This is a genomic window from Pseudomonas sp. S2_H01 (assembly GCF_054668305.1).
In genome coordinates, this window is the sequence record NZ_CP162756.1 from 1445698 (window position 1) to 1458539 (window position 12842).

A 12842-nucleotide genomic window follows, 5' to 3' on the forward strand; every position below is an offset into this window, starting at 1 on the left:
CCTTAGTGGTCAGCAGCAGGGCCGCCAATCGGAGTTTCAGGGCGTGGACCCACTGGAGCTGTAGGCGTACCGGACGCACCTGAGCCACCTTCCCAGTCACGCGGCTCGCGAGGTGTGCGACCGGCCATGATGTCATCGATCTGCTCAGCGTCGATGGTCTCGTACTTCATGAGCGCATCAGCCATCGCGTCCAGCTTGTCGCGATTGTCCGTCAGGATCTGCTTGGCGGTGCCGTAGCACTGATCAATGATACTGCGCACTTCGGAGTCAATCATTCGAGCGGTGTCTGCCGACAGACTGGCGTTTTGACCGCCACCACCCCGACCCAGGTAACCGCCGTCTTCATCCTCCGAGTACATCAGAGGACCCAGTTTCTCGGACAGGCCCCACTTGGTGACCATGTTCCGGGCGATCTGACTGGCCCGCATGATGTCGTTGGATGCGCCGGTGGTGACACCGTCAAAGCCCAACGTCATCTCTTCAGCGATACGGCCACCGTAGAGCGAACAGATCTGACTGATCAGCGCACGCTTGGAAAGGCTGTAACGGTCTTCCTCAGGCAGGAACATCGTCACACCCAGCGCGCGACCACGCGGAATGATCGAAACCTTGTAGACCGGATCGTGCTCGGGCACGACACGACCAACGATCGCGTGACCCGCTTCGTGATAAGCCGTGTTCTGCTTCTCTTTCTCGGACATGACCATGGATTTGCGCTCGGCGCCCATCATGATCTTGTCCTTCGCCAGCTCGAACTCCTTCATTTCAACGATGCGCTTACCGACACGGGCGGCAAACAGCGAAGCCTCGTTGACCAAGTTCGCCAGATCCGCACCGGAGAAACCTGGGGTACCACGCGCGATGACCGCCGGGTTGACGTCGTCGCCCATGGGCACTTTGCGCATGTGGACTTTGAGAATCTGTTCACGACCGCGGATGTCCGGCAGACCGACCACGACCTGACGGTCGAAACGGCCGGGACGCAGCAACGCAGGGTCCAGAACGTCAGGACGGTTGGTTGCGGCGATGACGATGATGCCGTCGTTCATCTCGAAGCCGTCCATCTCCACCAGCAACTGGTTGAGGGTCTGTTCACGCTCATCGTGACCGCCGCCCATACCGGCGCCACGGTGACGACCGACCGCATCGATTTCGTCGATGAAGATGATGCAAGGTGCATGTTTCTTGGCTTGCTCGAACATGTCACGAACGCGGCTCGCGCCGACGCCCACGAACATCTCGACAAAGTCAGAACCGGAAATAGTGAAGAACGGCACTTTCGCTTCACCGGCAATCGCCTTGGCCAGCAAGGTCTTACCGGTACCCGGAGGACCAACCATCAAGACGCCGCGCGGAATGCGACCGCCCAAGCGCTGGAATTTGCCCGGATCACGCAGAAACTCTACGAGCTCGCCCACTTCTTCCTTGGCTTCGTCGCAACCTGCAACGTCAGCCAGCGTGGTCTTGACCTGGTCTTCGGAGAGCAGACGCGCCTTGCTCTTGCCGAAACTCATCGGGCCGCCCTTGCCTCCCGCACCACCTTGCATCTGGCGCATGAAGAACATGAAGACAGCAATAATCACAAGGATCGGGAAGCTGGCGACCAGCAACTGAGTCCAGATACTTTGCTGCTCAGGCTGCTTGCCTTCGATCACGACATTGTTGTCGACCAGATCACCGATCAGGCCGTTGTCCTGGATCGCCGGACGAATGGTCTTGAAGGTATCGCCGTCGCTGCGTTTACCCGTGATGACGTAACCGTCAACGGCAACTTTCTCGACCTTGCCATCCTTAACTTGCTGGATGAACTCGGAGTAGTTGAGGGTCTGCGGCTCGTTCGGGCTGGAGAAGTTGTTCATCACCGTCACAAGGACCGCAGCGATGATCAACCACAGGATCAAATTCTTTGCCATATCGTTCAATTAGCTACCCTCTGAAGCAAGCTCCACGCTGGAGCGTGCCTCGCATGATATTCACCGGCCTAACTTACTACAGATCCTACAGGTGTGGCAGGCGGCGTCTGTAACCCTTTGTGAAACTTTGACTACAAGATGTTCGTTATGCTTCACGAATAAAGCCATTTGAAAAAAGCTATCGCCTGACCTCAAAGGCGCTCATCGCTCGCCGAACCTTCGATCCCGCGGAACCCACGACCCAGCAGATATTGCTCTCTGGAACGATCGCGCGATGACAACGGCTTGCGCATCTGGACCTTCTCGAACAGCTTGCGAATATCCTTGTGGTACACATCGAAGCCTTCACCCTGGAAGACCTTGATCAAAAAATCACCACCTGGACGCAGAACCCGACCTGCGAGATCGAGCGCCAATTCACAAAGGAACATGGCGCGTGGCATATCCACAGCGCTCAATCCACTCATATTGGGGGCCATATCGGAAATCACAAGGTCTACTTGAGTATTACCGACCGCCTCCAGGATTTGCGCGAGTACCGCATCTTCAGTGAAATCCCCTTGGATAAAGGTCACATCGGGGATGCTGTCCATTTCAAGGATGTCGGATGCAATCAAACGGCCTTGACCACCAATCAGACGACTGGTCACCTGTGACCATCCACCCGGCGCTGCGCCGAGGTCGATGACGGTCATGCCCGGACGAATGATCTTGTCCTTCTCCTGGATCTCCAGAAGCTTGTAACTGGCACGGGAACGGTAGCCATCTTTCTGTGCCATTTTGACGTACTTGTCGTCGAAATGTTCTCTTAGCCAGTTATGGCTGCTCTTGGAACGCTGCGCCACGGGGCACCTCGATGATATGCGTCGTGATTAACTGGGCGGAGCCACGAGCCCTCGGGTAAAATGGCCGCCAATTTTACAGAATCAGACGAAAAGGGTCAGATTATGCCGCTCACTAACGAGCAGAAGAAACAGTACAAATCCATTGGACATGACCTGAAGCCGGTCCTGATGGTTGCCGGCAACGGCCTGAGTGAGGGCGTGCTGGCCGAGCTTGATCGCGCTTTGGTCGATCATGAACTGATCAAGGTTCAGATCAAGCTGGAAGATCGCGATGACCGCCGTGCCGTCATCGAAGAACTGTGCAAACAAGGTCGCGCGGAATTGGTGCAGACCATCGGCAAGATGGCGCTGATCTACCGCAAGAACCCACAGCCTAACAAACAGCTGTCGAACATTCACCGCTACAAATAAGGGTGAACCCTGTCAGGGGCGCGGATTGCGCGCCCTGACCGGAACCACCTGATCATCAGCAAGAAGCAGCACTTCCACCACTTCCCACCCGAACCCGCTCGCTGTCGGAAGCCGCCCTTAGGACGACCTCCGCACGCACCGGTCAGATGTGCTTGACCTCGACAATCTCGTACTCGATCACACCGCTTGGCGTTTTCACGGCCACCACATCACCCTCTTCCTTGGCGATCAAGGCACGGGCGATGGGCGAGCCGACGGAGATCTTGCCCAGCTTGATGTCAGCCTCATCTTCACCCACGATCTGATAGGTCACGCTTTCATCAGTCTCAACGTTGGCGATTTCCACGGTGGAACCAAAAATCACCTTACCGGTGTGCGCGATCGTCGTGACGTCGATGACCACAGCGTTCTGCATGCGACCCTCGATATCACGGATCCGCGCCTCGACCATACCCTGCTGCTCGCGGGCAGCATGGTATTCGGCGTTTTCCTTCAGGTCACCCAACTCACGCGCAGTACCGATGTCCTGGCTGAGCTTTGGGCGAATCACTTTGGTCAGATGGGTCAGTTCTTCTTCCAGGGCGCGAGCGCCCTGAACGGTCATCGGATATTTGGTAATGCTCATGCTTTCAATCCTGCATGCAGATCCTGCAAGCGGCGAACGGTTTTTTCAGGACCGAATTTCAGCGCTTCACAGATGGCCTCGCCCGCGGCAATGGTGGTGGTGCAGTAAATCTTGTGCTGCAAGGCGTTGCGACGAATGGAATAAGAATCCGCGATCGACTGGCGACCTTCAGTGGTGTTAATGATCAACGTCACTTCGTCGTTCTTGATCATATCGACCACGTGAGGGCGACCCTCGGTCACCTTGTTCACGCGACGAACTTTCAGACCCGCCGCTTCGATGATGCGGGCAGTGCCGGCCGTTGCGACGACTTCAAAACCGAGCTCGATCAGATTGCGAGCCACGCCTGCCACCAATGGCTTGTCGTCGTCGCGCACGCTGATAAAGGCTGTACCGCCCGTAGGCAATACTTCGCTGGCGCCCATCTGGGCCTTGGCGAAGGCTTCGCCGAAGGTATCACCGACACCCATGACTTCACCGGTCGACTTCATCTCTGGCCCGAGGATCGGGTCAACACCAGGGAATTTGGCAAACGGGAACACTGCCTCTTTCACGCTGTAGAAGTTCGGAATGATTTCCTTGGTGAAGCCCAGCTCTTTCAGGGTTTTACCCGCCATGACGCGAGCCGCGATCATTGCCAGGGAGACACCGATGCACTTGGAAACGAACGGTACGGTGCGCGAGGCACGCGGGTTCACTTCGATCACGTAGATGTCTTCGCCCTGCAGTGCCAGCTGGACGTTCATCAGACCGACGACGCCGAGCTCCAGGGCCATTTTCTTGACCTGCTCACGCATCTCGTCCTGGATGTGCGCAGGCAGCGAGTACGGCGGCAGCGAGCACGCAGAGTCACCGGAGTGAACACCCGCTTGCTCGATGTGCTGCATGATTGCGCCGATGACGACATCGGTGCCATCGCACACAGCATCCACGTCCATTTCAATGGCGCAGTTGAGGAAGTGGTCCAGCAGCACCGGGCTGTCGTTGGACACTTGAACCGCTTCACGCAGGTAGCGCTTGAGTTCTTCTTCTTCGTAGACGATTTCCATCGCACGACCGCCCAGTACGTAGGACGGACGAACCACCAGCGGGTAGCCAATCTTCGCCGCAGCACGAATCGCTTCGTCTTCGCTGCGCACCGTGGCGTTTGGCGGCTGACGCAGGTTCAGACGCTCAACCATCTGCTGGAAGCGCTCGCGGTCTTCAGCGCGGTCAATGGCATCAGGGCTGGTGCCGATGATCGGCACGCCGGCTGCTTCCAATGCACGTGCCAGCTTCAACGGCGTCTGGCCGCCGTACTGGACGATGACGCCTTTCGGCTTCTCGACGCGGACGATTTCCAGCACGTCTTCCAGGGTTACCGGCTCGAAGTACAGGCGATCGGAGGTGTCGTAATCGGTGGATACGGTTTCCGGATTGCAGTTGACCATGATGGTCTCGTAACCGTCGTCGCGCAGCGCCAGTGCCGCATGTACGCAGCAGTAGTCGAACTCGATGCCCTGACCGATACGGTTAGGACCGCCACCCAGGATCATGATCTTGTCGCGGGTCGACGGATTGGCTTCGCACTCTTCTTCGTACGTGGAGTACATGTACGCAGTGTCGGTGGCGAATTCGGCCGCGCAGGTATCAACGCGCTTGTAGACCGGCAGCACGTCCAGCTTATGACGGTGCGTGCGCACGCTCTTCTCGGTGACGCCCAGCAGCTTGGCCAGACGCGCGTCGGAGAAGCCCTTGCGCTTGAGACGGAACATCACGTCACGGTCAATGGCCGACATGCCCATGGTCTTGACCTTCTCTTCTTCCTTGATCAGATCTTCGATCTGAACCAGGAACCAAGGGTCGATCATGTTCATGCCGAAGATCTGCTCGACGGTCATGCCCGCACGGAAAGCGTCAGCCACATACCAGATACGCTCGGCGCCCGGCACGGTCAGCTCGCGCTTGAGGATGCTCGCGCTTTCAGGATTGCTCAGATCCAGTTTCGGATCGAGGCCGCTCACACCGACTTCCAGGCCGCGCAGGGCTTTCTGCAGGGATTCCTGGAAGGTACGACCGATGGCCATGACTTCACCGACAGACTTCATCTGGGTGGTCAGGCGTGCGTCGGCCTTGGAGAATTTTTCGAACGCGAAGCGTGGCAGCTTGGTCACGACGTAGTCGATGGACGGCTCGAACGAGGCAGGCGTTTTGCCGCCGGTGATGTCGTTCTGCAGCTCGTCCAACGTGTAGCCCACTGCCAGCTTGGCCGCGACCTTGGCGATCGGGAACCCGGTGGCCTTGGAAGCCAGCGCCGAGGAACGGGAAACGCGCGGGTTCATCTCGATCACGACCATACGGCCAGTGTCCGGGCAAATACCGAACTGAACGTTGGAGCCGCCGGTTTCAACACCGATCTCGCGCAGGACCGCCAGCGAGGCGTTACGCAGGATCTGGTATTCCTTGTCGGTCAGGGTCTGCGCAGGAGCAACGGTGATGGAGTCACCGGTGTGGACGCCCATCGGGTCGAAGTTCTCGATGGAGCAGACGATGATGCAGTTGTCCTTTTTGTCGCGGACCACTTCCATCTCATACTCTTTCCAGCCGATCAGGGATTCGTCGATCAGCAGCTCTTTGGTTGGAGACAGATCCAGACCGCGGGCGCAGATTTCTTCGAACTCTTCACGGTTGTACGCGATGCCACCACCTGTGCCGCCCATGGTGAAGGACGGACGAATGATGCACGGGAAGCCCAGTTTCTCGAGGACCGCATTGGCCTCTTCCATGCTGTGGGCGATGCCGGAGCGCGGGCATTCCAGACCGATGGCTTTCATGGCCTTGTCGAAACGCGAGCGGTCTTCAGCCTTGTCGATGGTGTCAGCGTTGGCACCGATCATTTCTACGCCGAACTTCTCCAGAACGCCTTCGCGCTCCAGATCCAGCGCGCAGTTCAGAGCAGTCTGGCCGCCCATGGTTGGCAGCAAGGCGTCCGGACGCTCCTTCTCGATGATCTTGGCGACGGTCGCCCATTTGATCGGCTCGATGTAGGTGGCGTCGGCCATGGACGGGTCGGTCATGATGGTGGCCGGGTTGGAGTTCACCAGGATGACGCGGTAGCCCTCTTCGCGCAGGGCTTTACAGGCCTGGGCGCCGGAGTAGTCGAATTCACAGGCCTGGCCGATCACGATCGGGCCAGCGCCAAGAATCAGGATGCTTTTAATGTCTGTACGTTTTGGCATGGGTTGTCACTCGAATCCTGTGTCAGTCGGCAAGCCGTCTTGAACATTCTCTGAGGTGGCCGGGCGAGCTGTCGGATCTGATCCGGCTCGCCGCAGTCACCTGCTCGCTACAGTCGCAAGTCAGCCGCTTAGCGGCGCTTGGCCATGGCTGTGATGAAGCGATCAAACAGCGGCGCGACATCGTTCGGGCCCGGGCTCGCTTCAGGGTGACCCTGGAAGCTGAACGCTTCCTTGTCGGTGCGCTCGATACCCTGCAAGGTGCCGTCGAACAGCGACTTGTGGATGGCGCGTACGTTGGTCGGCAAAGTGCTTTCGTCCACCGCGAAACCGTGGTTCTGGCTGGTGATCATGACCACGCCAGTGTCCAGGTCTTGAACCGGGTGGTTGGCACCGTGGTGACCGTGACCCATCTTGACGGTCTTGGCACCGGAAGCCAGCGCCAGCAACTGGTGACCCAGGCAGATGCCGAACACCGGAATCTCGGTCTGCAGCACGTCCTTGATCGCCTGAATCGCGTAGTCGCAAGGCTCCGGATCGCCAGGGCCGTTTGACAGGAACACACCATCGGGATTCAGCGCGAGCACTTCGCTGGCAGGCGTCTGGGCCGGCACCACGGTCACGCGGCAACCGCGCTCTACCAGCATGCGCAGGATGTTGGTCTTGACGCCGTAGTCGTAGGCAACCACGTTGTACGGCAGATCAGCAGCGGCGATCTCTGGATGGCTGTCGGTTTTCAAACTCCAGACGCTGGAACGCCACTCATAGCTTTGCTTGGTGCTGACTTCTTTCGCCAGATCCATGCCTTTCAGGCCCGGGAAGCCGCGCGCTGCTGCGATAGCGGCTTCTTCGGAAATGTTGTCGCCGGCCATGATGCAGCCGTTTTGCGCACCTTTCTCACGCAGAATGCGGGTCAGGCGACGCGTGTCGATGCCGGCAATGGCGACGACGTTGTTGGCTTTCAGATAGTCAGCCAGGGACATCTTGTTACGCCAGTTGCTCGCTACCAGCGGCAGGTCACGAATCACCAAGCCCGCCGACCACACGCGGTCGGACTCGGCGTCTTCTGGCGTGGTGCCAGTGTTGCCGATGTGAGGGTAAGTCAGGGTGACGATTTGCTGGGCATAGGAAGGATCGGTAAGGATTTCCTGATAGCCGGTCATTGCGGTGTTGAACACCACCTCACCAACGGTTTGACCGTCGGCTCCAATGGCTTCGCCGCGAAAAATGCTGCCATCAGCAAGGGCGAGTATGGCTGGCTTAGTCAAGAAGACCTCCCGTAATAAAGCCTGAAAGGGCGATCGCAGGTTGTAAAAAAGCGGAATGACGTATAGACACGTCACCCCGCTTTTTTTCATCGAATTATCTGCGCGCTTTTAGTGGACACACTAAAGCTGTAGGTTACAGAAAAAGGCTTTTTTAATCCACCGCTAAAACGCCTTTAAGGCAGAGGAATGCGACAGGACATCGCGTAGCGGGTTAAAACTGCGGGCAGGATACAGGTAAAACACCCTTCCTGCCCGCATTGTTGCGCGCCAGACAGCGTGAAACGAACCGTCGATCAGCGAAGGTCGAGCACGTCCTGCATGTCGTACAGGCCCGCGGATTTGCCATCAAGCCAGAGCGCAGCACGCACCGCGCCCTTGGCAAAAGTCATGCGGCTGGACGCCTTGTGCGTAATCTCCAGACGCTCACCCTCGGCGGCGAACAGCACGGTGTGATCGCCTACGACGTCACCACCACGCACAGTGGCGAAGCCGATCGTTTCGCGCTCGCGGACACCCGTGTAACCCTCACGACCGTAGACGGCGACTTTGCTCAGATCGCGACCCAAGGCATTGGCAACGACCTCACCCATACTGACCGCCGTACCCGACGGCGCGTCGACCTTATTGCGGTGATGAGCTTCGATGATCTCGATGTCGGCATCCTCACCCATCACTCGCGCCGCCAGATCCAGCAACTTGAACGACAGGTTCACACCGACACTGAAATTGGACGCAAAGACGACAGGGATGTCCCGGCTCGCCTCCACCAGCAGGTGCTTTTGTTCGACGCTCAAGCCAGTGGTACCAATGACCATCGCCTTGCCCGCCTTGCGGCAGAACGCCAGGTTTTTCAGCATGACGTCTGGCAAGGTGAAGTCGATCAGCACGTCGAACTCGTCGGCGACCTGCTCCAGATTACCGGTCAACTGAACGCCGATCCGCCCCAGTGACGCGAGTTCGCCGGCGTCGGCACCGATCATCGTGCTGCCGGGGCGCACGATTGCCGCTGTCAGTCCGGTGAGCGGCGCGCGATCCTGCACCGCCTCGATCAGGTTCTTGCCCATACGCCCGGCGGCGCCCATCACAGCAATGCGTCGCATGCCCTGCTCCTTAGAGATCGCCGAAGAAACGCTTCACGCCTTCAAACCAGCCACTGGCTTTGGGCGAGTGAGAGCTGTCACCTTCAAGCGATGCACGGAATTCTTCGAGCAGTTCACGCTGACGACGCCCCAGATTGACCGGGGTTTCGACCGCGACGCGGCACATCAAATCGCCTGCTCCGCCACCACGCACGGGGGCAACGCCCTTGCCGCGCAGACGGAATTGCTTGCCGGTCTGAGTCCCTTCCGGAATCTTCAGCTTGACGCGACCATCCAGCGTCGGCACTTCAAGCTCGCCACCCAAGGCTGCATCCGTGAAGCTGATCGGCACTTCGCAATACAGGTGCTTGCCATCGCGCTGGAAAATCGCGTGCTCACGCACGTTGATCACCACGTACAGATCGCCGGTCGGGCCACCCTGAACACCGGCCTCGCCTTCGCCCGACAGACGAATGCGGTCGCCTGTGTCGACACCCGCAGGCACCTTGACCGACAGCGTCTTGTACTCTTCCACGCGACCTTCGCCATGGCAGGAGTCGCAAGGGTCGGAAATGATTTTGCCGTTGCCGTGGCAACGCGGGCAGGTCTGCTGAACAGAGAAGAAGCCCTGCTGCATGCGCACTTGACCGATACCGCCACACGTCGGGCACGTCACCGGCGAGGAGCCTTTCTTGGCGCCGCTGCCATCACACGGTTTGCAATTGACCAGCGTCGGCACGCGGATGCTGACCGTGGTGCCGCGCACGGCTTCTTCCAGGTTCAGTTCCAGGGTGTAACGCAGGTCGCTGCCACGCTGAGCGCCGCCACGACCGCCGCCACCTGCACGACCACCGCCGAAGAAGTCGCTGAAGACATCGCCGAAAATGTCGGAGAAGTTCGCACCGCCGAAACCGGCACCGCCACCGCCCATGCCTTGATCCACACCGGCATGGCCGTATTGATCGTACGCAGCACGCTTGCTGGCGTCGGACAGCACTTCGTAAGCCTCGTTGGCTTCCTTGAAGGCGTCTTCCGAGGCTTTGTCGCCCGGATTGCGGTCAGGGTGATACTTCATCGCGAGACGGCGGTATGCCTTCTTCAGGTCCGCCTCGCTGGAGCCGCGCTCCACCCCCAATACTTCGTAATAATCACGCTTTGACATAAGTTTTCTGCACTCTTGAGGACGTCCGACATAACCCTCCTGAGCTTGTCGAACTCGTTGAGCCCCTTTCAGGCCCGGACCCAACTCACGTCAATTCAACGATCCTGGTCTTGGTTCAACGGCCTTTGATCGACCGAGAAAAGCGGCAGAACAAGCCGGATTGCAGGAGCTCCCGGCTTTGCCACAAAGCCCGCAAAGCAACTTTGCAGGCCTTAAAATTTTGGGTATTCCAGACACGCCAACGCGGGAGCAAGCTCCCGCGCGGCGACATCCTACCAGCGACCACTCGAAAGTGGTCAACCGGCGATCAAGTGAGCCTGCGCCTGTTAATGGCCTGTCACTTGTTCTCTTTCACTTCTTCGAACTCGGCATCGACAACGTCGTCAGCCTTGTGCTCTTCCTGTGCAGCCTGAGCACCGGCTTCAGGCTTTTCAGCCTGCTCGGCGTACATCTTCTGAGCAACAGGCGCGGAGACTTTCGACAGCTCCTCGACTTTCGCATCGATGGCAGCCTTGTCGTCGCCTTTGACAGCCGCTTCCAGAGCAACAACAGCGGCTTCGATAGCGGTCTTCTCTTCTGCAGTGACCTTGTCACCCGCGTCAGCAACCATTTTACGAGTCGAGTGGACCAGCGCATCACCCTGGTTACGGGCAGAGGCCAGCTCTTCGAACTTGCGGTCTTCGTCGGCGTTTGTTTCAGCATCACGAATCATCTGCTGAATTTCTTCCTCGGACAGACCCGAGTTGGCCTTGATCACGATCGACTGAGTCTTGCCAGTGGCCTTGTCTTTCGCGCCGACGTGCAGAATGCCGTTGGCGTCGATGTCGAAGGTCACTTCGATCTGAGGCACACCGCGTGGAGCCGGTGGAATCTCAGCCAGGTCGAACTTGCCCAGCGACTTGTTCTGAGCCGCTTGCTTACGCTCGCCTTGCAGCACGTGAATGGTCACAGCGCTCTGGTTATCATCGGCAGTCGAGAAAACCTGCGATTTCTTGGTAGGAATCGTGGTGTTTTTCTCGATGAGCGCAGTCATCACGCCGCCCATGGTTTCGATACCCAGGGTCAACGGGCTGACGTCCAGCAGCAGAACGTCTTTGACGTCGCCCGCCAGAACCGCGCCCTGGATAGCAGCACCCATGGCAACCGCTTCGTCCGGGTTGACGTCTTTACGAGCTTCCTTACCGAAGAACTCAGTGACCTGCTGCTGAACCAGCGGCATACGGGTCTGACCGCCGACCAGAATCACGTCGTTGATCTTGCTGATGTCGATACCGGCGTCTTTCAGCGCGATACGGCATGGCTCGATGGTGCGCTGAACCAGGTCTTCCACCAGCGATTCCAGCTTGGCGCGGGAGATCTTCACGTTCAAGTGCTTAGGGCCGGTGGCGTCTGCAGTGATGTACGGCAGGTTAACGTCGGTCTGCAGGCTCGAGGACAGCTCGATCTTGGCTTTTTCAGCAGCTTCTTTCAGACGCTGCATCGCCAGCGGGTCACCTTTGAGGTTCATGCCGCTTTCTTTCTTGAATTCGTCAACGAGGTAGTCGATCAGACGAATGTCGAAGTCCTCACCACCCAGGAAGGTGTCGCCGTTGGTGGCCAACACTTCGAACTGGTGCTCACCGTCGACTTCAGCGATCTCGATGACCGACACGTCGAAAGTACCGCCACCCAGGTCGTAAACGATGACGGTGTGATCGCCCTTCGCTTTGTCCATACCGTAAGCCAGAGCAGCTGCGGTCGGTTCGTTGATGATGCGTTTTACGTCCAGACCCGCAATGCGGCCGGCGTCTTTGGTTGCCTGACGCTGGCTGTCGTTGAAGTAGGCCGGAACGGTGATGACCGCTTCAGTCACAGTCTCGCCCAAGTAGTCTTCGGCGGTTTTCTTCATCTTCTTCAGGATTTCCGCAGAAATCTGAGGCGGAGACATTTTCTGGCCGTTCACTTCAACCCAGGCATCACCGTTGTCAGCCTTGGCGATTTTGTAAGGGACCATTTTAATGTCTTTCTGTACGACTTCTTCTTCGAAGCGGCGACCGATCAGACGCTTTACCGCGTAAAGAGTGTTGTGCGGGTTGGTGACCGCCTGACGTTTGGCCGACTGACCGACCAGGATTTCGCCATCGTTAGCGTACGCAATGATCGAAGGCGTGGTACGCGCACCTTCAGCGTTCTCGATAACCTTGACGTTACCGTTTTCCAGAATGGAGACGCAGGAGTTGGTGGTCCCCAGGTCGATACCGATAATCTTGCCCATCTTTGACTCTCCCGAAACTTTTTAATTAGGTTGCCGCAACTGCGTTTACAAATTGCGGTAATTCTTTAAA

At 58.1% G+C, this 12842-nt stretch carries 9 protein-coding genes; 1 reads left to right on the top strand and 8 read right to left on the bottom strand.

The window, feature by feature from the left end:
* Positions 1-2 precede the first annotated feature (2 nt).
* Positions 3-1913 (bottom strand): ATP-dependent zinc metalloprotease FtsH, encoded by a 1911-nt coding sequence (gene ftsH / locus AB4N84_RS06410; protein ID WP_346829054.1) that lies wholly within the window; start codon positions 1911-1913, stop codon positions 3-5.
* Between the two features lie 191 nt (positions 1914-2104).
* Complete coding sequence (rlmE, locus tag AB4N84_RS06415) at positions 2105-2758, bottom strand: 23S rRNA (uridine(2552)-2'-O)-methyltransferase RlmE (RefSeq protein WP_460045647.1); 654 nt, start codon at positions 2756-2758, stop codon at positions 2105-2107.
* A gap of 102 nt (positions 2759-2860) precedes the next feature.
* Between rlmE and yhbY the strand changes: the two genes are divergently transcribed.
* Positions 2861-3169: a ribosome assembly RNA-binding protein YhbY gene (gene yhbY / locus AB4N84_RS06420; RefSeq protein WP_062390112.1), complete on the top strand. Its 309-nt coding sequence runs from the start codon at positions 2861-2863 to the stop codon at positions 3167-3169.
* A gap of 142 nt (positions 3170-3311) precedes the next feature.
* On the opposite strand, the gene greA is transcribed toward yhbY, so the two are convergent.
* From greA to dnaK, 6 genes are all read right to left on the bottom strand, one after another.
* Positions 3312-3788, bottom strand: a complete 477-nt coding sequence (gene greA, locus AB4N84_RS06425) for a transcription elongation factor GreA (RefSeq protein WP_074756533.1) — start codon at positions 3786-3788, stop codon at positions 3312-3314.
* 2 nt (positions 3789-3790) lie between these two features.
* Positions 3791-7012 (bottom strand): carbamoyl-phosphate synthase large subunit, encoded by a 3222-nt coding sequence (gene carB, locus AB4N84_RS06430; RefSeq protein WP_460045648.1) that lies wholly within the window; start codon positions 7010-7012, stop codon positions 3791-3793.
* A 128-nt stretch (positions 7013-7140) separates the two neighbouring features.
* Complete coding sequence (gene carA, locus AB4N84_RS06435) at positions 7141-8277, bottom strand: glutamine-hydrolyzing carbamoyl-phosphate synthase small subunit (RefSeq protein ID WP_460045650.1); 1137 nt, start codon at positions 8275-8277, stop codon at positions 7141-7143.
* Between the two features lie 293 nt (positions 8278-8570).
* Positions 8571-9377: a 4-hydroxy-tetrahydrodipicolinate reductase gene (dapB, locus tag AB4N84_RS06440; protein ID WP_460045651.1), complete on the bottom strand. Its 807-nt coding sequence runs from the start codon at positions 9375-9377 to the stop codon at positions 8571-8573.
* A gap of 10 nt (positions 9378-9387) precedes the next feature.
* A complete protein-coding gene (gene dnaJ / locus AB4N84_RS06445; RefSeq protein WP_074756386.1) occupies positions 9388-10518 on the bottom strand; it encodes a molecular chaperone DnaJ in 1131 nt (376 codons plus the stop codon).
* A 337-nt stretch (positions 10519-10855) separates the two neighbouring features.
* A complete protein-coding gene (gene dnaK / locus AB4N84_RS06450) occupies positions 10856-12772 on the bottom strand; it encodes a molecular chaperone DnaK (protein ID WP_460045652.1) in 1917 nt (638 codons plus the stop codon).
* Between the last annotated feature and the right edge of the window lie 70 nt (positions 12773-12842).

Excerpts from the sequence above, each read along its gene's own strand:
- ftsH (WP_346829054.1), bottom strand. The coding sequence starts at position 1,913 with ATGGCAAAGAATTTGATCCTGTGGTTGATCATCGCTGCGGTCCTTGTG.
- yhbY (WP_062390112.1), top strand. The coding sequence starts at position 2,861 with ATGCCGCTCACTAACGAGCAGAAGAAACAGTACAAATCCATTGGACAT.
- carB (WP_460045648.1), bottom strand. The coding sequence starts at position 7,012 with ATGCCAAAACGTACAGACATTAAAAGCATCCTGATTCTTGGCGCTGGC.
- dapB (WP_460045651.1), bottom strand. The coding sequence starts at position 9,377 with ATGCGACGCATTGCTGTGATGGGCGCCGCCGGGCGTATGGGCAAGAAC.
- dnaJ (WP_074756386.1), bottom strand. The coding sequence starts at position 10,518 with ATGTCAAAGCGTGATTATTACGAAGTATTGGGGGTGGAGCGCGGCTCC.
- dnaK (WP_460045652.1), bottom strand. The coding sequence starts at position 12,772 with ATGGGCAAGATTATCGGTATCGACCTGGGGACCACCAACTCCTGCGTC.